A 19,076-nucleotide genomic window follows, 5' to 3' on the forward strand; every position below is an offset into this window, starting at 1 on the left:
CACAGTGACGGCATTTCACAGCATTATCCCCGTAAAGGTGGCATCCAGCGGGGAATGGGCCAGATCCCTTGGTGACAGTCCACCAACTGGGAGAGGCCATTGAATTTGCATATGCGGGTCAGTTGCGCTCAACCCACGCTCAGCTGTCGGCTCATAAGCCTTCGTATGGAAATAAAGCATTTCGCAATCTTCACTCAAGGTTTGGAAACCATGGGCAAACCCCTCGGGAATCACGAGGGTCTTGTGGTTTTCGGCACTCAGTAATTCGGCATGCCATTGCAGGAAGGTGGGAGATCCAGCCCGGAGGTCCACCGCCACATCAAATATCTCGCCCCGCAGGCATGAAACAAATTTGGTTTCAGCATGGGGGGGCAACTGATAGTGCATTCCCCGTACCGTACCTTTGGCAAGGGTATAGGTATGGTTGATCTGCACGACGAACCGGCCCTCCACGAGGGCCTCCAGCTCGTCGGCGCAATACATGCGCTCCAGATAACCCCGCTGATCCCCCAGTGGCTGGCGGAGCAACACTCGCAAGCCTGCAAGCGGGGTATCCCTGATGACGAAACGCTGGCTCATGACGACAACGCAGACATTTCATACTGGCGAATCTGGGCCAGCGTATGGGCAGCCATGTCCCCGCTGCCTTTCCACGCCTGGTGCCAGTCGATGGTCATTTCCAGGGCTTTGGCAAGGTTCCAGCGGGGGCGCCAGCCAAGGAGGGCCTTGGCCTTGGCACTATCCAGTTTCAAGCTGCCAGCCTCGTGGGGCTGGGCGGCCTCATCGCAACGCCAGGCAGCTCCCGGCGTACGCTGGCACAGGAAATCCACAATCCAGCGTACAGGGCGGGCATCAATCTCGTTGGGGCCAAAATTCCACCCCTCGGCAAGCGCCGGGCCTTGCTGCTGCAGTTGTTCGGCCAGCGTCAGATAACCTGAAAGGGGCTCCAGCACATGCTGCCAGGGCCGGATGGCCGCAGGAGAACGGATGACCAGTTCGCGGCCGGCATCAAGAGCGCGGAGGAAATCCGGCAACAGCCGGTCCTCAGCCCAATCGCCGCCTCCGATGACATTTCCGGCCCGGGCCGTGGCAACCTGAACCTGCCGCTGGGCCAGGAAGGAATTACGATAGGATGCCGTCACCAACTCGGAACACGCTTTGCTGCTCGAATAGGGGTCGTGCCCTCCCATGGCCTCATGTTCACGATAGGCCCAAACCCACTCCCGGTTTTCATAGCACTTGTCGGTAGTGACATTGACCAATACCTTGACGCTGGCGCAATGACGCACGGCCTCCAGGAGATTGATCGTGCCCATGACGTTGACGGCGTAAGTTTCAACCGGTGCCTTGTAGGAGTGACGCACCAACGGTTGCGCTGCAAGGTGAAACACCACTTCCGGCGCAACATCCGCAACTGCCCGCGCCAGACGCTCCCCGTCCCGCACATCGGCAATGACACTGCTGGCCATGCGATCGCCCACCCCTGCCACATTGAACAATGCCGGCGAGGTTGGCGGATTCAATGCATAGCCATGGACCTCAGCTCCCATATCCGCCAGCCACAGTGCCAGCCATCCACCTTTGAAACCGGTATGTCCGGTCAAAAAGACGCGCTTGCCGGACCAGAAACCACGATTCATCGCCAGACTTTCCAGGGAGCCTTGCCCTGAGCCCAAAGTTCCTCAAGGAGATTCTTTTCGCGCAGCGTATCCATGGGCTGCCAAAAACCATCATGCTCAAAGGCCATCAACTGACCTCCCGCAGCCAACTGGGTCAGAGGGGCGCCTTCCCAACTGGTGGAGTCCTCGGCGATGAGGTCGATGCACTTGGGGGAGAGGACAAAGAAACCGCCGTTGATGCGAGCCCCATCACCCCGAGGCTTTTCGGTAAACCCGGTGACCGCGTCCCCCTGCATACTTAAGGCCCCATAACGCCCGGGAGGTTGTACTGCCGTTACTGTCGCCAACTTGCCATGGCGGGAATGGAAGGCGATCTCTTCCGAGATATTGACGTCGGAAAGGCCATCCCCATATGTAAAGCAGAAGGCTTCCTCATTCTTCAGGTATTCGGCCACACGCTTCAGCCGCCCTCCGGTCATCGTGTCTTCACCCGTATCCACAAGCGTAACGCGCCAGGGCTCGGCCTTCCGCTGATGGACTTCCATCTGGTTTTTCTGCATATCGAAGGTCACGTCAGACATATGCAGGAAATAATTGGCGAAGTACTCCTTGATCAGGTAGCCCTTGTAACCACAGCAAATGATGAAGTCGTTTACCCCATGGGCTGAGTAAGTCTTCATGATGTGCCAGAGAATCGGCTTGCCGCCGATCTCAATCATGGGTTTGGGACGCAGATGGGTTTCCTCGGAAATTCGGGTTCCCAAGCCACCCGCCAAAATCACTGCAATCACTTCGCTTCCTCCACTGATTCGAGGACGAACTCTCGCCCCAAATGCCTGTAATCCATGCGGAAATCACCCGAAGCCACGAATGTGCGCAGCCCCGATATGATTTCCGAGTGCTTTTCCTCGGACCAGCCAGCCAGCCATTCCCGGTAAACCTCGGGAAGGAACTGTTGCCGATAGCCCCCCAGTTTTTCCACCACATCGGCAAAGCGATCAAAGAACAGGTCGTTGGTATTAAAAATATGCCGCATGAAATAGTACTGAAACACCTCATCCCTGTTGATCGAGAACTGCAGGGAATCCAGGCTCAGCAAAACCCGCCGGTATTCCTCGAGAGTGCGGGTATGGATATTGAAATTGTATGCAATATGGGGGTTGTTCGGCGAGTTGTTAATTACCGGAATACCCAGTGCGGCGTATTCAAAACCGATCGTGCCGTAGACAGTAAGGGCAAAATTGATGCCCTCGGCGATGATCTGCAGATGGGACGCATCGGCAGGCAACAGCGAAAAACGGGGAAAACGCCGGATGAAATCTTCAATGATCTGGCGGGTACCCGGCAGATAGTCCGGATGGGTCTTGATGTACCAGTCGTAGTCGGTCTGTTCCGATATTTCCCCAAGAAAATTCAACCACTCGTAGAAATCGGGGAAGACATTCTTGCCGTAGCTGTGGGGGCTGTCGAAAAAACAGTGCGTGGCCACCAGAATCTTCTTACGCGGCGACTCTCGGAGGAGGCGGTCATGGCGGGCATTCCCGTAGGCCGACTTGGTGGAATAGGACATATCCACCCCCACCTCCCCGGCAAAGCGGCGCTCAATCCGGCGCCTGGCCTCCTCCAGCCCCCATTCCCTGACCTCGGCCGGCAGCTTTTCGAAACGCTCGGGGAAGTAGTGAAAATCGTTGTAGGCAAAGTAGTTGTCACGGTGCAAGCGGTACAGGTGCGTTGAACTGGCCTGGAAACTCGGGACGCTCCGCTGTACGGCGATCCGCAAGGGCATAGCCAGGTTGTAAACACAATGACTGACGTTGAGCCCCTTCACCTGGTGCTGGGCAAAGAAGTCATTCCAATAGACGAACAACTCGACCGACTCCCGGAAGAAGGCCAGAAATTCCGGACTGCGAAGATCGATGGTCGGTCGGCTGAAACGCCGCAGGTAGGTGTCATAGATCAGATCACCGACCCAGACACCGTCAAGATGAAGATTCTCCAGATCGGACTTGCTAACCAGTCGGGGCAGCACTTCCCGGACCAGATCCGCAGCCTGCCGACGCTGCCCGGCATCCGGGTAAATAGCGAGAAAGCGCCCAACCCCAAAGGACGCATAGATGCCGAAAGAACCACTACCAAGCCAGGCACGCAGGCGAAACAGCAGGCGCTGCAGCCAGCCATTGAGGGGCCTCGGGTAATAGGCCCAAATCTCGGCACCACCGTCTTCCGACAAAACATTGGCCAAATAGGAATAGGCGACATGGCACGAGGCCATATCGTTAAGCTCCATCAGGACGATGCCACCAGCACCTGCGTGAGGCGAAAAGACCTTACGGTTATGGCGAATAAATTGCCGTCCATAAACGCTCTGCCCCAGACTCCGGAAGAATCGGACTCCCCGCCCATACCATTGCTGCAAACTCATCACTTACCAGCTTTCCCTACAATATCTGCCAGATGCTCGATTTCCCGGTGAGGCAGGGGGCATGAAGCCCCTCCGGGTGGGATGGCGCAACACACGCGTTTTCCGGCAAGCAACCCTACTACCATGGCCATGGAGGCACACCCCACCACCACATCGGCCGCCATTATCTCCTGAATCAGGGGGGCACTTCCGCCCAAGCGAGCCACACCTCCCCAAGCGGCCACCACATGTGCATATTTCTCTGGAGCCTCTGCCGGATGGGGGCGAATTACCAGGGAAGCAGTGCTATCGCCCAGACGGGAACGATTAGCGAGAAGGAAATTCAGGGCATCGAATTCCGTATACCCCCAATGCCGAGGATCACCAAAAGCCTTCTCCGCATGTTCACTGATAGGTTCGCAGACAAACAGGAGCCGCAGGCCGTCATCATTACCGACAGGAGGTGCCGCATGGAGATAACGCGCAGCCTCCTCCCGGACATCCTCAAAATATGGATTGTCGACCAAATGGAGCGGGACCTCGGGGAAAGCAGCCTGGGCTCGTTCAAAAGCATAGGCATCGCCCACCCAGATCTCGTCGGGCAGGCACTCCACCCGTCCACGGATAAAGCGCTCCCGATAATTGACCCAATGATCCAGGAAAGTCGCAACCGGCCTTCCGGCCCGACGAGCTGCCGCAATGGCACGCCACTCCAGGTCCGACTGCCAACTTGAGCCGGTAAGAAACCGCTCCCCTCGGGCTAGGGCTTCATCAAGAGAAATGCCGGAAACAGCACCAAGACGTCGCTCAAAAACCTTTCGGGCAGGGCCCTCTAGGACGAAGCACCACTCCCCATTTTGACGGGAAATGTAACTGGCAAGCACTTCGGCGCCGCCAGCATCATGGCAAACAACGCACTGCATCAAATACTTACTTGAACAGCCACATCGGGTCTGAGCAAGCCGAAGTCGATCACATCCACCCATTGCCCATCAAGGTAAAGATGGGCTTTACGTCGCCCCTCCTCCCTGAAACCGAGGCTCAGGGCCAGACGTTGCATCCCCAGATTGGTGGCTGCGGTCCCACAGAAAATCCGGACCAGATTAAGTTTGTTGAAGCCGTGCTCAATCAGGCATTGGCCCGCCATCCTGCTCACCCCCCGTTGCCAGTGACGACGATCTCCCAACAGGACTGCGAATTCCGCATGTTGGTTGATACTGGAAATGCCCTGCAGGCTAATGTTGCCGATATGGCCGTCCTGATCGTGGCAAATGGCCCACACCACCTTGTCGGCTCCATTCAAGGAATCATAGAAGGCGCGGAAATACTCCCGGTTCCGCGGATACTTGCCGTGGGAGTTGTAGCGGCAAACTTCCTGATCTTCGAACCAGGAAAGGTAGGGGCCGTCCAGATCCGCTTCACGGAGGGGACGAACATAGTATGCGTCACCAAGGCGGTAGATCATTTCAGCGCCTCCAGATTGGCCCAGACCTTACGGAAGGCGGCTACGATGAGATCCAAATCGGTTTCACTCAGGTCATGTAGGCACATGGCAAAGCCCAGGAAAGACGATTCATGCAGCTCTTCAGCCACCGGACAGACACCCTTGGCATAACTGACCTCACGCTTGCAGATTTCGGATGACCAGGGGAAGCCCCTCGAGCCATAAGCAATTTTCTTCTGGTACATGGGCAGCATATGTACATTGACATAGCCGGCAGCGAGTCCGGCAACGCCTTCTGCAGTGAGGGCTTCGACAATTCTGGCCCGGGAAACTCCAAGCTGGGCAATGTCTAGCACCATGGGGTACACATAATAGACATGGGTACAGCCCTCGCGCACCTTGGGCGTCCGGAGCCCGGGCAAGCCTGCCAGCCCTCGGTTTAGGTATTCGGCGACCCGCTGACGCCCCTGGACCAGCGCTTCCAGCTTGCTCAACTGACTCAGGCCGATGGCACACTCGATTTCACCGAGACGAAAGTTGTAGCCAATCATGTTGGCCAGGTTGGTTTCGCCCATGGGGCCGACCACGGCTTCGGCGTGATTGCGGATCAGGCGCAGACGGTCGGCGATCCTGTCGTCATCCGTAACCAGGATGCCGCCTTCGCCGGTATGAATGTGCTTGTGATAGTTGAGGCTGAAGCCCCCCACATGGGAAACGGTACCCGCGTACTTTCCCTTGTATAGCGCCCCAGGAGCCTGAGCCGTGTCGGTGATAACCTTCAGATTATGGCGACTGGCTATCTCCATCAGGGCATCAATGTCCGCAGACTGGCCAAAGATGTCCACCGCCATGATGGCCTTGGTCTGGGGAGTGATATTGGCTTCAACGGAGCGGGGGTCCAGGCAGAAGGTATCGGGCTCGATATCGGCAAAGACCGGAATGGCATTCCAGTGCAGGATGGCTGTCGCGCTTGCACACATGGTGAATGGAGAAACGATGACTTCGTCCCCCGGTTCGATATCCAGCGCCCCAACGGCGGCGATCAGCCCGGAGGTCCAGGAATTGACCGTTATCGCATGCTTGACGCCGAAATAGGCCTCGCACTTACGCTCGAACTCCCGCACCTTTGGACCACCAAGGAAGTCTTCACCCCAGGCACCGATGAACTGGGAAAGAACCCCGCTTTCCACCACTGCTTTGGCCGCTTCCAGCTCTTCCTGGCCGATCGGGTTGTAGCGGACAAAGGCCCGATCAATTGCTTTGGGGCCGCCAAATAGGGCCAGTGCATCCGTGTTCGATTGAGTGCTCATAGGGAATTTTTGATGGAAGTGAGATGTTCGAGGGCGCCCAAAGCCTCCTGCCCGGAGCACAGGCAATGCTGTTCTCCGCTCAAGGCCAGCTTCAACTGGTCGGCTACAAGCCATTGAATGCGCGCCAGATGGCTGGGGATTTCATGCTCCACCCGGTCCAGGACCGTATAGCCGCTATTGGTCGGGCTCGGCACAGCCGGCTGCCAGACCAGTTTCCAGCCCCCCAGGTCGTAGCGCAAACGGCCGGAGGGGGAAACCAGCTCAGCGGTGTAGTGGGAATAATCCTCTTCCCGGGCAGCCAGGAAATGGATGCGCCCCCGGGCAAAGCTCAGTAGCAGGTCGGGCTCCGGATCACCCTGCCAGTCGCGCCCCGGTGCCACCACCTGGGCGGAAACCAGGTCGCCCAGCCAATACTGCATCAGATCAAAAAAGTGGGAACCGTTATGCAGCAGGCCTTTGGAATACCAGACAACCCCCTTGAGGGGCGTGGATATTTCACCTGCATCGATACGCCGCCGCACCTCCTGCACCGCCGGGTCGGCACGCCGGATGTAATTGACGAAAAGCTCGCAGCCGGCCGCCTGACAGGCGGCTACGATCTCCCAGGCTTCTCCGATGTCGTGGGACAGCGGCTTCTCGCACAGAATGGCCCGGGGACGGGAATGCTCCAATACCTGGCGCACCAGGGAGGCATGGGCCGCAGTCGCTGCCGCAATAGCCACCACTTCCGGCTGGCAGGCCGTCAACAGTTCGGGAACAGAGGTACAGGCCGGACACCCGTAGGTCTCGGTCATTTCCTGGCAACGCGTCCGGTCCGGATCCATCCCGCCGAGCAGGCGGAAAGCCGGATGTATGGCAAATGCCCGGGCGTGGGTGAAGATGAACCCCTCGGAACTCGACGGCAAGTCCGAAGTAAGACCGATCCTTCCCAGACCAATGACAACGGCGCCCAGACTCACACATTCTCCCTGCCACATTGCGCCGGGGCGGAGGGCCGCCCCGGCCTAAAGGTGCAAGTTTACCGGAGTCACTCGAAAGAATCAGGGGTAACCGGTGTATTTCGCATTATTTTGCGTGCTGCCCGGCGTCCCAGGACACTATCCAGATGCTTCGGTGCCAGCCCGAAGCCGGGGCGAACGCTGCGAACAGCATCCGCGCCAATTATCTCGCCAGCATCAAGATCCCTGACATAGTACAAGGAGCGGCGAAACTGGGCATTGCCCTGCTCGCTGGACTTACGCCCGTAATCCACCCGCCCCAGGGCCTCCCATGCTGTACGCGCGCCCTGGCACAGCGCCGCCAATTCCGGCGGCTCCAGGGAAAAGCTGTCATCTGGACCGCCACCAAGGCGGTCCAGAGTGAAGTGTTTCTCGATGATGCAGGCCCCCAGCGCCACGCTGGCAATGGCGGTCGTGTTATCCAGTGTGTGATCCGAAAGCCCCGTCACCAGACCGAAACGCTCCATCATGTCGGGGATGGTCCGCAGGTTATAGTCCGCCGCCGGCGCGGGATAGCCGCTGACGCAATGCAGGATTGCCAGTTGCTGGCAGCCCCCTTCGCGGGCGGCCGCAATGGCCTCGGCGATTTCTTCCGCATCGGCCATGCCGGTGGAAATGATCATCGGCTTGCCGGTCGACGCCACATAGCGGATCAAGGGCAGGTCGACGGCTTCGAAAGAGGCGATCTTGTAGGCAGGTGCGTTCAAATCTTCCAGCAGATCCACCGCAGTGGGATCGAAAGGAGTACTGAACACGGTGATGCCCAGCTCCCTGCCACGCTTGAACAGGGGCGCATGCCATTCCCAGGGCATATGGGCCTCTTGGTACAGGTCATACAAGCGACGCCCATCCCACAACCCGCCCTGAATGACGAAGCCCTCGCTGCTGCTGTCTAGGGTAATGGTGTCAGGCCTGTAGGTCTGCAGCTTGACGGCGTCGGCCCCAGCCTTCTGCGCTTCCTCCAGGATACGCAATGCCGTTTCAAGGCGGCCATTGTGATTGGCGGAAAGCTCGGCAATCACATAAGGGGGAAACGTGTCACCGATGGCACGACCATCGATACGAATGACTTCCTTACTATTCATCCTCTGCACTCTCTGTTCTGCAACACCACTCCTGCTCCAAGAGACCAAAGCAGATCAGGTCATGGTATTTGCCGTCAATCTGATACTGCTGCCGCAACACTCCCTCCTGCTGGAAGCCAAGGGATAGGTGAAAGCGGATGGAAGCCGTATTAAAGCCCAGCGCCTGACCACACACCTTATGCAAAGCCAGGGAGTGAAAGGCGTACTCAAGCGCAGCAGCCCCCAACTGCCTGCCGGAACCACGGACGGCCTCCGGTGCAGTATAAAATCCCCAGTCGGCTGCCCCTGCCTTTGAGACACCGGAAAAGCCGACGAAACCAAAAGGACCGCCCTCGTCTTCAGCAATCAGCAGGGCACGGGATGCATCGGCATGAACTTTCTCAAACCATGCGCGATGCTCGGCAAGAGTTATTTCATGCTGGGTCAGCATAAATGTCCGCACCTCCGGAGAGTTCCGCCATACCAGGACCCGCTCCAGATCACCCTCATCCATGGGGCGGACAGTGCACTTCGATTTAGACATCGTTATCGGCAATTATTCTGGCCATCCTATCGGCGCCGCTACCATCGGTTATCTGCAGGCACGCTTCCCGCATTGCCGCATGCTGCTCAGGGCATAGAATCTGCGAGAGCTTCCCGGCGAAGTCACCATCGGAAAAGTCATTATCCAACAATAGGGCCGCACCTGCCGTAACCAAGGCGGTGGCGCCATCCCGTTGATTGTCGGCAAGAACCATCATCAAGGTCGGCAGACCAAGGCAACAGCGCTCCCACGCACTACCTCCTGCGGCGCCGATAGCGATATCACTGCCAGCCACTAAGTCAGCCATATTGGACACTCCGACCAGAACCCGGGTAGCACAGGGCATTTTTGCGGCCATTTCCTCAACGATCCGGCGCCATGGAGCATGGACTCCCAGCACCACGGAGATGGTAGAGCCCTCGGGCAAACCACGATGAGCCAAAGCGTTAAGCATGCGAGTCGTGATGTTGTCCCGATCCACCCCCCCCATAGCAATCAGTATCCGGGGAGCCTCTCCACCATATCGACGCACGACACCAAGAGCCCTCCTAGCGGCGAAATCCGGCCGGAGCAGGGCAAACTGGGGGCCAACAAGCAGCCGACATGATGCAGGCACCAGGGAAGAATAATCCTGCGGCGAACGACCAAGGTTCTGGTCAAGCAGTACGGTGCAAGAATGAGGACGATCAGCCAGATCATCAACCACCATCAAGTGACGGCATGAGGACTGAAGCTGCGATTCCCACCGGGCGTCCAGTCCATAATGGTCGACCACCAGCCAATCTACAGAACCGGCCCCCAACGCGACTTGGGTTTGTTGTGCATCAAGAGCCCAGTCCGCGCCCAACCAGGAGAGGTGGGACGTAGAGGGATGGGGCAAGGGAGGCTCTTCCTGGTGACACCCTGGCAGAATCCGGACAGGGAAACCTGCGGCGCGCACAATTTCGGTCAAATTACCCGGATGCTCCCGGGAAATAAAGAAAACGTCGCATCCGAGAGCGCGCAGAGAGCCGGCCAATGTCAGGCAGCGCATGACATGGCCGGTCCCGATGATTAGGGAGGCATCGACGCGAAAAGCGACCCTCGCTGCGCTCATGCAGCCGTAGCTTGTTGTTGCGCCCTGAACATCCATTCGGCACGCTCCCAATCCTCAGGCGTGTCAATGTCTTGGACGCGATGGCGCGGCAGAATCACTGGCGCCGCGTCCTGGGAAAAAATTGGTTTTCCGGCCAGCCAAGCATCGGCCCTCCCCCAATAGAATTGACCAGCATCATGAAATGCTTCTTCCAGATCCTGGGAGCGGGTGTGGAAATGCTCAGGATGGAACATTTCCACTCTGTGTTCCTTGGTGATGCGAATGGCCCGCTGAATTGGAAAGGCAAAGCTGGTAACAGAGAAAGCGTAATCCGCCCCGGTATTCAGCAGTGTCTGAAAACCTGTTTGCAAATCCTGCGCATGCACGAACGGTGCCGTCGCGTAGATGCAGCAAACCTGGTCCGCCGCTTTCCCGTTGGCCTGCTGCCACTGAACAGCGTGGGCAATCACAGGAATAGTGCCTGCATGGTCCCCCGAAAGCTCGGCTGGCCGAAAGAAAGGCACTTCCGCTCCCCAACCCCGTGCAACGGCGGCAATTTCTTCGTCGTCGGTGGAAACGATGATGCGGTCAAAACAGGTGCTCGCCAATGCCGCCTCGATGGACCAGGCAATCATCGGCTTGCCACAAAAGGTCTTGATGTTTTTCCGCGGGATGCGCTTGCTGCCCCCACGGGCGGGGATGACGGCGAGTCTCATAGATATTCCTGGTTCATGTTCAGCAAATGACTGACAGCTTGCCCCTTCCCGGTCAGCTAGCCAGGGCCTCACTCAAGGCTTGAACTACCGCATCCTGGTCGTCCAGACTCATTCCCGGGTAGAGAGGAAGGCTGATGGCTTGCCGATAGTAGTCTTCAGCAAGGGGGAAATCCCCCTCCCGAAACCCCATGTCCCGATAGAACGGCTGGGTATGCACGGGAATGTAATGGACATTGACACCGATTCCGCGACTGCGCAAAGCCTCGAAGACCTGCCGATGCCGCTCCGGCGACACTTCTCCCTGCAAGCATGCGATATAGAGGTGGAATCCGGAATAGCCGTCCGGATGCTGCCACGGGATGGAAACCGGCAGAGGGGCGAGAAGCGCATCATAGCGCCGGGCCAGTTCATGGCGACGAGCCACATAGGCATCCAACCGCTCCAGCTGGCTCACCCCAAGGGCCGCCTGCAGTTCGGTCATCCGATAATTGAAACCGAGGGCCACCTGTTGGTAATACCAAGGACCGTCAGGCTCGTGGGTCATTCGTGCCGGGTCCCGGGTGATCCCATGGCTGCGCAGCAAAGCCATCTGCTCGGCCAGGGAGGAGTCGTTGGTGAGGGCCATCCCGCCTTCGGCCGTGGTAATGATCTTGACCGGATGGAAGCTGAACACCGTCACATCGCTAAAACGGCAGTTACCGATGTACTCATCCCGATATTTCCCGCCGATGGCGTGAGAGGCATCCTCAATGATCCTGATGCCGTAACGGCTCGCCAGCTCATGAATCGCCGCCATATCGCAAGGCTGCCCGCACATGTGGACGGGCACCAATATCTTGGGCAGACGCCCGGTCTTTTCCGCCGCCGCCAGCTTCGCTTCCAGTGCCCGGGGGCACATGTTGAAGGTGCGGGGATCGATATCGACAAAATCGACCTGGGCGCCGCAATACAAACCGCAGTTGGCAGAAGCGACAAAAGTTATGGGGCTGGTCCACAACCAATCACCAGGCCCAAGCCCCAACGCCAAACAGGCAATATGCAAGGCCGAGGTAGCGCTGTTCACTGCAACACCGTGGGCAGCTCCGACATGAGCGGCTACCCGCTCCTCGAAGCGGGGGACTACGGGCCCCTGGGTCAGAAAATCGGAGCGGAGAACCTGAAGCACCGCCTCGACGTCCCGGTCGGTGATTTCCTGGCGTCCATAGGGAATCATGGTCAGATGTTCCCGATCTTTTCCTGGTTGATGGCAATCCAGCGCTGCAGTTCCTCGATTCCCATCCACTCCGAATTATTGTCGCTGGTGTAGCTGAAGCCTTCCGGCACCTTCTTGCCATCCTTGATCCGGCCAGGACTCAAATGCCAGTTATGGATTGCCGGGAGTATCTTGAAATGCTCGGGGTATTCATAGGAATACAGGGCATCTTCTTCGCTGATCATCTGTTCGTGGAGCTTTTCCCCCGGACGGATGCCAACATATTCGAGACTGGCATTGGGAGCGATGGCCCGGGCCAAATCGGTCACCTTCATGGACGGAATCTTCTTGACGTAGATCTCGCCGCCCTCCATATCGCCGAAGGCGTGCCAGACCAGTTCCACCCCTTGCTCCAGGGAGATCATGAACCGGGTCATACGTTCGTCGGTGATAGGCAACACTCCCTTGTCCTTGATGGACATAAAGAAAGGGATGACCGAGCCGCGGGAGCCCATGACGTTGCCGTAGCGAACGACGGCGAAACGGGTGTCATGGCCACCGGCATAGGAATTCCCGGCAACGAACAGCTTGTCGGAGGCCAGCTTGGTAGCGCCATACAGGTTAACCGGACTGCTGGCCTTGTCGGTGGACAAGGCCACCACCCGTTTCACCCCCTTGTCGATGCAGGCATCGATGAGGTTCATGGCGCCATTGATATTGGTTTTCACGCACTCGAACGGGTTGTACTCGGCTGTCGGCACGATCTTGGTCGCCGCTGCGTGAACCACATAATCGATGCCATCGAGAGCCCGGTACAAACGCTCCCGGTCACGTACATCGCCGATGAAGAACCGGACCCGCTCGTCTCCGCCAAATTTCTTGGCCATTTCCCACTGTTTCATTTCATCCCGGGAAAAGATGACGATCTTCTTGGGGTTGAACTTGGCCAACGTCATCGGCACGAATGTGTTACCAAACGAACCGGTGCCCCCAGTGATCAGGATCGAAGTATTTGTCAGCATGGTGCTTCTTCTAGGAATTGGAGAGGATGTCTCGATAGGAGCCTACGCGGGCTACCTGCCCCTTGCCGAGCTCGACGATGATATTGCAACTATTAAGCGTATTCAGGCGATGTGCAATGATGAGCACGGTCGTATCGGCACCCAAGGCCTGAATCGATTCCATTACAGCCCGTTCGGTCTCATTGTCCAGCGCGCTGGTGGCCTCATCGAAAACGAGGACATCGGCACGCTTGTACAGGGCGCGGGCAATGCCAATGCGCTGCCGCTGGCCGCCGCTTAAACGCACTCCGCGCTCCCCGACCCGGGTATCAAATTGCTCCGGCCACGACTGGATGGTATCCAGCAGTTGGGCCCGCAAAGCCGCCTCCCGGACACGTTCCATGTCTATCTCATCGACAGGGACGCCAAACGCTATATTGCTGGCGATGGAACTGTCTGCCAGGAAAACGCTCTGGGGCACATGGGCGATATGGGCTTGCCAGCCATTCCCGTTTTCCGCTCCAATGACCACCCCATCCACTGCCAGCGAACCTGAGGTTGGGGACAACAGTCCCATCACGATGTCCAGCATGGTGCTCTTGCCGCAGCCGGTTTCCCCCATGACCCCGACCCTGCTGCCCTTGGGTATTTCGAGCGACACTCCCCGGAGTACCCAGTCCGATTCGGGGGAATAGCGGAAGTACACGTCATCAAGCCTGATGTTCCGCTCGAATACCAGGGGGTGCACATCACCTTGCCGCGCATGTTCGGGCATGGGCTGCTCAAGCAAATCCAGCGTGTCCGCCAGGGATGCCTGATTGCTTCGAATGGACGACCAGGCCTGGAAACACTGCTGGAGCAGAGGCAACAGACGTTGCGCTCCAAGCGCCAGGGCCCCCAGGACCGGCATGGCCGAGACAATCCCTCCATCGCCCTGCGCCAGGTTGTACGCCAGGGTTGCAATCAGCAGCATCCCCAATGCCTCCATGGCAAAACGGGGGCTCTGGGCAATGAAGGTGCTGTTGATCTGGGCCGCGCGCATGGACAAATCCGCTTTCCTGAAGGCGCCGCAGTACACATCCTGGGTCCTGTCGATCAGGACATCGCGAATCCCCCCAAGCCCCTCCTGCAGCGACTTGATCACCCTTCCTGCCTCGTCCGCCACCAGGCGGCTGTTACGGAACAACCGGCGATGGGTCAGCTTGATCACGCCACCGTAGATGACGCCGAATCCTGCCAGTGCCAGCAAAGAGGTAAACGGGTCCACTCCGATCAGGGTGACCAGTATCGCGGCAACCAGCGTGGCGGTACTGACGATGGTGACCAGGGGCAGGATCACGTAGCTGCTGATTCCGCTCGCCTTGCTATAGACGCCGTTGATTATTTCGCTGCTGTTGCGGCTGGTATGAACGGCGTACGGCTGGTACAGGGTCCGCCGGTAGACATCCAGGGCCAAATCTGAACCGATCGCGTAGGAAATGTTGGCCTGCACCCAAACCAGCAACAGCCGCATACAGCCAGCCAGCACAATCGCCACAGCGAACAGGAGCGTAATGGGCAACAGCAACTGCCGGGGCTCCACCAATCCGAACAAGGAGGCGAAATACTGGCCCAGAGGATGATTGAAGACCCTTTCGGGCCCTGTCAGTACCGCCAGGAACGGGAAAATCGCGCCGATACTGACCATCTCGGCCAGGGCAACAACCATCATCAGCAGGAAGAGAAGGAACAGCTGCCGCCGCTGGCCCTGGCCGATATGGGCCCACAGGCGGGACAACAGGGGAAAGAGGGAATGGGGGACGGCCATAGCTAAGAAAAATTGGGCAAAGCACTAAAAATGCGAAAGCGAAAGGAATCTAAAAAAACTCAATCCTCGTTTCCACAATTGACTGCAAATGACCGCACAAGCCACCGGACCAGCATGAAAAGAACCTAGTCTGAGCTGTCTGCTGCATGAACAAGGCACCCCTTGTTCATGCAGGATATAGAGTGATTTGTCGGCTGGAGCGGACCGCGACTACCGCCTCCAGTTAAGGCCCGAAGCTTACTCAGACAAGGCCCCAGGAGAGCAGCATCAGGCCCTGAAAGCGTATCTTCCTTGCGGGCAAAGTCACTCGTGATAGTCCATGGCCTTGAAGCCATGCTTCTTGACCAGTTCGTCGCGCTCGGCACTCTTCAGGTCTTCGCGCACCATCTCGGCCACCAGTTCGGCGAAACTGGTCCTGGGGGTCCAGCCAAGTTTTTCCTTGGCCTTGCTGGGATCACCCAACAGGGTTTCGACTTCCGTCGGACGGAAATAGGCAGGATCGACGGCGACAATGCACTTGCCGTGGGCGTCGTAACCCTTTTCATCCACCCCGCTGCCCTCCCAGCGGATCTGCATGCCCAGTTCCTGGGCGGCCGCATTGACGAAGTCCCGCACGCTGTACTGCACACCGGTGGCGATGACGAAATCTTCGGGCTTTTCCTGTTGCAGCATCAGCCACTGCATTTCCACATAATCCTTGGCGTGGCCCCAGTCCCGCTTGGCATCCATGTTGCCGAGGAACAGGCAGTCCTGAAGCCCCAGCTTGATACGGGCGAGGGCCCGGGTGATCTTGCGGGTCACAAAGGTTTCGCCGCGAATCGGGCTTTCATGGTTGAACAGGATGCCGTTACAGGCATAGATACCGTAGGCTTCACGATAATTGACGACAATCCAGTAACCGTAAAGCTTGGCCACCGCGTAAGGACTGCGGGGATAGAAGGGCGTGGTTTCCTTCTGAGGAATTTCCTGGACCAGACCATAAAGTTCAGACGTGCTCGCCTGATAGAAGCGGGTCTTCTTTTCCAACCCTAGAATACGGATAGCCTCAAGAATCCGCAGCACCCCAAGTGCATCGGAATTGGCGGTGTATTCCGGCTCCTCGAAGCTGACGGCGACATGGCTCTGGGCCGCCAGGTTGTAGATTTCATCGGGCTGGGTTTGCTGAATGATGCGGATCAGGCTGGAGCTGTCCGTCATGTCGCCGTGGTGCAGGAAAAAGCGAACGCTCTCTTCGTGCCGATCCTGGTAAAGGTGATCGATGCGGTCCGTATTGAACAGGGAAGTGCGGCGTTTCAGTCCGTGGACGATGTAGCCCTTGCTCAGCAATAGTTCAGCAAGATAGGCGCCATCCTGGCCGGTAACGCCCGTGATGAGGGCGACTTTGGGTTTAGACATACGGTTTAGTCCCTCTATGAGCGGGGTAATTGAATTTCTACGAAATCCCTGTAGGCAGCAGACAACCCCTCTTCCAGGGATACTTTGGCCTGCCAGCCGAGAGCGTTGAGCCGGGAGCTGTCCATCAGCTTGCGCGGCGTGCCATCCGGCTTGGAGGCATCAAACTCGATCTTTCCCGAATAACCGGTTACCCGGGCAACGGTCTCCGCCAACTCGCGGATTGTAATGTCATAACCGCAGCCGACATTGATATGGCTCAGCATGGGCTGGGTATGCTGGTCATAGCGGGCCTTGTCCAGATTCATCACATGCACGCTGGCAGCCGCCATGTCGTCCACATAGAGGAATTCCCGCATCGGCGTGCCGCTGCCCCATACCGTCACCACCGGTACATTGGCGCTTTTCGCCTCATGGAAACGCCGGATCAGGGCCGGGATCACATGGGAATTTTCGGGATGGTAATTGTCGCCGGGACCATACAGATTGGTTGGCATGACACTGCGATAGTCCACACCATATTGCCGGTTGTAGCTTTCGCACAGCTTGATCCCGGCAATCTTGGCCACCGCATAGGGTTCGTTGGTCGGCTCCAAGGTTCCTGTCAGCAACGCCCCTTCCGCGATGGGCTGGGGTGCCAGCTTGGGATAGATGCAGCTGGAGCCGAGGAACAACAGCTTCCGGACACCTGCACGAAAAGCCGCATCGACAACATTGGCCTCGATCATCAGGTTGTCGTAGATAAACTCGGCCGGGTAGGTGTTGTTGGCATGAATACCGCCGACCCTGGCGGCTGCCAGATAGACCTGCTCCGGACGCTCGGCCGCAAAGAAGGCACGTACCTCCGTCTGGTTTGTCAGGTCCAGTTCCGCATGAGTGCGGGTAATGATGTCCTGGGAACGAACACCTTGCCCGAGTAAGGTCCGGACGATGGCGGAACCGACCATCCCGCGATGGCCTGCTACATAAATTTTGGGCATGGGACTCATTGTTGCTGGGGGGCTCTACCGTAGGTGTCGTGCAGGCGCACGATGTCATCCTCGCCCAGATAACTGCCGGACTGGATCTCCACAATCTCGAGTTCAACCACGCCCGGATTCCGAAGGCGATGCACTTCGCCAATGGGGATATAGGTGGACTGGTTTTCGCTGAGGAGGAAGGTGTTCTCGCCACAGGTGACTTCCGCCGTACCCTTGACCACCACCCAATGTTCGGCCCGGTGGTGATGCTTTTGCAGGCTGAGGCTGGCGCCCGGCTTGACACCGATACGCTTGACCTGGAAACGCTCGCCCCGGTCTATGCTGTCATACCAGCCCCAGGGACGAGCCACCTTGCGATGGGTAACCGCCTGGGTGCATTGGGCCTGCTCAAGGCGGGTCACCACGTCCTTGACCTGCTCGGCCTTGTCCCGGTGGGCCACCAGCACCGCATCAGGCGTATCGATAATCAGCAGATTATCGGTCCCCAATGCCACCACCGGACGATGAGGAGCATGAATGAAGGTATTGCTGGAGTGGTGAACCATACCCTGGCCTGCCACCCGATTTCCGTCCCCATCCGGAACCTGAAGATCGGCAACTGCATTCCAGCTGCCTACATCGCTCCACTGCCCCTCGAAAGGGACCACCGCCACATTGTCATGCTGTTCCATGACGGCGTAGTCGATGCTCTGGGAGCGGCAGGTGCCAAAACTCCGGGCTTCAGGCCGAACAAAGGCATGACCGCTGGGAGACACCTCGACCTGCGCATCAGCCATGGCCTGACGGCACGTCAGCAGGATATCCGGAGCATGAGCCTCAAGCGCTTCCAGCAAAATGACTGCCCGACAGAGGAAAATACCGGCATTCCACAGGTTATCCCCGGCCAGCAGTAACTCCTGGGCCCTGGCCAGGTCTGGCTTTTCGATGAAACGCCCGGCATGGAAACTGCCATCGGCACGAGAATCGCCGCGCTGGATGTAGCCGTAAGCGGTACTGGGAAAAGAAGGAACAACCCCGAAGGTCACCAGCGCACCGGCCTGGGCTGCCGGCACACCCTGACGGATGGTCCGGAGGAAGCCTTCCACATCAGGGACATGATGATCTGCGGGGCAGAAGAGCAGCAGATCGAGGCCATCCTGGATCGCCTGCAAGGCCGCCAAGGCCATGGCAGCAGCTGTATTACGCGCAGCCGGCTCCAGAATGACGGCGCCCGCCACACGGGCTGCCAGCATGTCGTCCGTCACCATGAAGCGATGATCTTCCGCCGCCACGGCCAAGACCCGCTCTCCCAGTCCGCTGGTACGTTCAAAAGTCAGCTGCAGCAGGCTTTTGTCACCCAGGAGGGGCACAAACTGTTTGGGAAAACTCTTGCGGGACAGAGGCCAGAGCCGGGTCCCGGATCCACCACAAAGGATGACCGCTGTAATGGTGGGATTCTTCATGAAATGACTGCATCCTCTTGGTCTAGGAAACACCGCGCACCGACATGTACCCCCGTCGAGCTGGGTCTTGCCCTCCTCTGCCGCTTCCGGA

Annotated in this window: 18 protein-coding genes; all 18 read right to left on the reverse strand. The window is 58.1% G+C overall.

What is annotated here, in order from left to right:
- Positions 1-15: 15 nt before the first annotated feature.
- The 18 genes from AC3QLZ_RS07040 to AC3QLZ_RS07125 all read right to left on the reverse strand — a co-directional run bounded on the left by AC3QLZ_RS07040 (position 16) and on the right by AC3QLZ_RS07125 (position 18,985).
- Complete coding sequence (locus AC3QLZ_RS07040) at positions 16-579, reverse strand: dTDP-4-dehydrorhamnose 3,5-epimerase family protein (RefSeq protein ID WP_014235197.1); 564 nt, start codon at positions 577-579, stop codon at positions 16-18.
- The gene (rfbG, locus tag AC3QLZ_RS07045; RefSeq protein WP_014235198.1) at positions 576-1,640 is read right to left on the reverse strand and encodes a CDP-glucose 4,6-dehydratase; all 1,065 of its coding nucleotides are present in this window, start codon (positions 1,638-1,640) and stop codon (positions 576-578) included. Before rfbG ends, AC3QLZ_RS07040 begins: the two co-directional genes overlap by 4 nt.
- The gene (rfbF, locus tag AC3QLZ_RS07050; RefSeq protein WP_014235199.1) at positions 1,637-2,410 is read right to left on the reverse strand and encodes a glucose-1-phosphate cytidylyltransferase; all 774 of its coding nucleotides are present in this window, start codon (positions 2,408-2,410) and stop codon (positions 1,637-1,639) included. Before rfbF ends, rfbG begins: the two co-directional genes overlap by 4 nt.
- Entirely contained in the window at positions 2,407-4,041 is a 1,635-nt protein-coding gene (locus AC3QLZ_RS07055; protein ID WP_157870560.1) for a hypothetical protein, read from the reverse strand. Before AC3QLZ_RS07055 ends, rfbF begins: the two co-directional genes overlap by 4 nt.
- On the reverse strand, positions 4,041-4,904 hold the full coding sequence (locus AC3QLZ_RS07060; protein ID WP_492783547.1) for a hypothetical protein: 864 nt from the start codon (positions 4,902-4,904) through the stop codon (positions 4,041-4,043). The genes AC3QLZ_RS07055 and AC3QLZ_RS07060 overlap by 1 nt, the downstream gene beginning before the upstream one ends.
- A gap of 38 nt (positions 4,905-4,942) precedes the next feature.
- Positions 4,943-5,485 carry a GNAT family N-acetyltransferase gene (locus AC3QLZ_RS07065; RefSeq protein WP_014235202.1) on the reverse strand — a complete coding sequence of 181 codons (543 nt, stop codon included), beginning with the start codon at positions 5,483-5,485 and terminating at the stop codon, positions 4,943-4,945.
- Positions 5,482-6,774 carry a DegT/DnrJ/EryC1/StrS family aminotransferase gene (locus AC3QLZ_RS07070; protein ID WP_014235203.1) on the reverse strand — a complete coding sequence of 431 codons (1,293 nt, stop codon included), beginning with the start codon at positions 6,772-6,774 and terminating at the stop codon, positions 5,482-5,484. The genes AC3QLZ_RS07065 and AC3QLZ_RS07070 overlap by 4 nt, the downstream gene beginning before the upstream one ends.
- Positions 6,771-7,733: a Gfo/Idh/MocA family protein gene (locus AC3QLZ_RS07075; RefSeq protein WP_043797570.1), complete on the reverse strand. Its 963-nt coding sequence runs from the start codon at positions 7,731-7,733 to the stop codon at positions 6,771-6,773. Before AC3QLZ_RS07075 ends, AC3QLZ_RS07070 begins: the two co-directional genes overlap by 4 nt.
- Positions 7,734-7,801: 68 nt before the next feature.
- A complete protein-coding gene (pseI, locus tag AC3QLZ_RS07080; protein ID WP_014235205.1) occupies positions 7,802-8,857 on the reverse strand; it encodes a pseudaminic acid synthase in 1,056 nt (351 codons plus the stop codon).
- Entirely contained in the window at positions 8,850-9,380 is a 531-nt protein-coding gene (gene pseH / locus AC3QLZ_RS07085; RefSeq protein ID WP_308806122.1) for a UDP-4-amino-4,6-dideoxy-N-acetyl-beta-L-altrosamine N-acetyltransferase, read from the reverse strand. The genes pseI and pseH overlap by 8 nt, the downstream gene beginning before the upstream one ends.
- Positions 9,373-10,512 (reverse strand): UDP-2,4-diacetamido-2,4,6-trideoxy-beta-L-altropyranose hydrolase, encoded by a 1,140-nt coding sequence (gene pseG, locus AC3QLZ_RS07090; protein WP_014235206.1) that lies wholly within the window; start codon positions 10,510-10,512, stop codon positions 9,373-9,375. The genes pseH and pseG overlap by 8 nt, the downstream gene beginning before the upstream one ends.
- Positions 10,473-11,171: a pseudaminic acid cytidylyltransferase gene (gene pseF / locus AC3QLZ_RS07095; protein WP_014235207.1), complete on the reverse strand. Its 699-nt coding sequence runs from the start codon at positions 11,169-11,171 to the stop codon at positions 10,473-10,475. The genes pseG and pseF overlap by 40 nt, the downstream gene beginning before the upstream one ends.
- 52 nt (positions 11,172-11,223) lie before the next feature.
- Positions 11,224-12,384, reverse strand: a complete 1,161-nt coding sequence (gene pseC, locus AC3QLZ_RS07100; protein WP_014235208.1) for a UDP-4-amino-4,6-dideoxy-N-acetyl-beta-L-altrosamine transaminase — start codon at positions 12,382-12,384, stop codon at positions 11,224-11,226.
- 2 nt (positions 12,385-12,386) lie between these two features.
- Positions 12,387-13,385 (reverse strand): UDP-N-acetylglucosamine 4,6-dehydratase (inverting), encoded by a 999-nt coding sequence (pseB, locus tag AC3QLZ_RS07105; protein ID WP_014235209.1) that lies wholly within the window; start codon positions 13,383-13,385, stop codon positions 12,387-12,389.
- Positions 13,386-13,395: 10 nt separating this feature from the next.
- Positions 13,396-15,171: an ABC transporter ATP-binding protein gene (locus AC3QLZ_RS07110; protein WP_014235210.1), complete on the reverse strand. Its 1,776-nt coding sequence runs from the start codon at positions 15,169-15,171 to the stop codon at positions 13,396-13,398.
- Between the two features lie 303 nt (positions 15,172-15,474).
- The gene (gene gmd, locus AC3QLZ_RS07115) at positions 15,475-16,566 is read right to left on the reverse strand and encodes a GDP-mannose 4,6-dehydratase (protein WP_014235211.1); all 1,092 of its coding nucleotides are present in this window, start codon (positions 16,564-16,566) and stop codon (positions 15,475-15,477) included.
- Positions 16,567-16,580: 14 nt separating this feature from the next.
- Positions 16,581-17,552 (reverse strand): GDP-L-fucose synthase, encoded by a 972-nt coding sequence (fcl, locus tag AC3QLZ_RS07120; RefSeq protein WP_014235212.1) that lies wholly within the window; start codon positions 17,550-17,552, stop codon positions 16,581-16,583.
- The gene (locus tag AC3QLZ_RS07125; protein WP_014235213.1) at positions 17,549-18,985 is read right to left on the reverse strand and encodes a mannose-1-phosphate guanylyltransferase/mannose-6-phosphate isomerase; all 1,437 of its coding nucleotides are present in this window, start codon (positions 18,983-18,985) and stop codon (positions 17,549-17,551) included. Before AC3QLZ_RS07125 ends, fcl begins: the two co-directional genes overlap by 4 nt.
- Between the last annotated feature and the right edge of the window lie 91 nt (positions 18,986-19,076).

It is taken from the genome of Azospira sp. MPR-LB4, from assembly GCF_058809525.1.

Excerpts from the sequence above, each read along its gene's own strand:
- AC3QLZ_RS07040 (WP_014235197.1), bottom strand. The coding sequence starts at position 579 with ATGAGCCAGCGTTTCGTCATCAGGGATACCCCGCTTGCAGGCTTGCGA.
- rfbG (WP_014235198.1), bottom strand. The coding sequence starts at position 1,640 with ATGAATCGTGGTTTCTGGTCCGGCAAGCGCGTCTTTTTGACCGGACAT.
- AC3QLZ_RS07055 (WP_157870560.1), bottom strand. The coding sequence starts at position 4,041 with ATGAGTTTGCAGCAATGGTATGGGCGGGGAGTCCGATTCTTCCGGAGT.
- AC3QLZ_RS07065 (WP_014235202.1), bottom strand. The coding sequence starts at position 5,485 with ATGATCTACCGCCTTGGTGACGCATACTATGTTCGTCCCCTCCGTGAA.
- AC3QLZ_RS07070 (WP_014235203.1), bottom strand. The coding sequence starts at position 6,774 with ATGAGCACTCAATCGAACACGGATGCACTGGCCCTATTTGGCGGCCCC.
- pseI (WP_014235205.1), bottom strand. The coding sequence starts at position 8,857 with ATGAATAGTAAGGAAGTCATTCGTATCGATGGTCGTGCCATCGGTGAC.
- pseH (WP_308806122.1), bottom strand. The coding sequence starts at position 9,380 with ATGTCTAAATCGAAGTGCACTGTCCGCCCCATGGATGAGGGTGATCTG.
- pseG (WP_014235206.1), bottom strand. The coding sequence starts at position 10,512 with ATGGATGTTCAGGGCGCAACAACAAGCTACGGCTGCATGAGCGCAGCG.
- pseF (WP_014235207.1), bottom strand. The coding sequence starts at position 11,171 with ATGAGACTCGCCGTCATCCCCGCCCGTGGGGGCAGCAAGCGCATCCCG.
- pseC (WP_014235208.1), bottom strand. The coding sequence starts at position 12,384 with ATGATTCCCTATGGACGCCAGGAAATCACCGACCGGGACGTCGAGGCG.
- pseB (WP_014235209.1), bottom strand. The coding sequence starts at position 13,385 with ATGCTGACAAATACTTCGATCCTGATCACTGGGGGCACCGGTTCGTTT.
- AC3QLZ_RS07110 (WP_014235210.1), bottom strand. The coding sequence starts at position 15,171 with ATGGCCGTCCCCCATTCCCTCTTTCCCCTGTTGTCCCGCCTGTGGGCC.
- gmd (WP_014235211.1), bottom strand. The coding sequence starts at position 16,566 with ATGTCTAAACCCAAAGTCGCCCTCATCACGGGCGTTACCGGCCAGGAT.
- fcl (WP_014235212.1), bottom strand. The coding sequence starts at position 17,552 with ATGAGTCCCATGCCCAAAATTTATGTAGCAGGCCATCGCGGGATGGTC.
- AC3QLZ_RS07125 (WP_014235213.1), bottom strand. The coding sequence starts at position 18,985 with ATGAAGAATCCCACCATTACAGCGGTCATCCTTTGTGGTGGATCCGGG.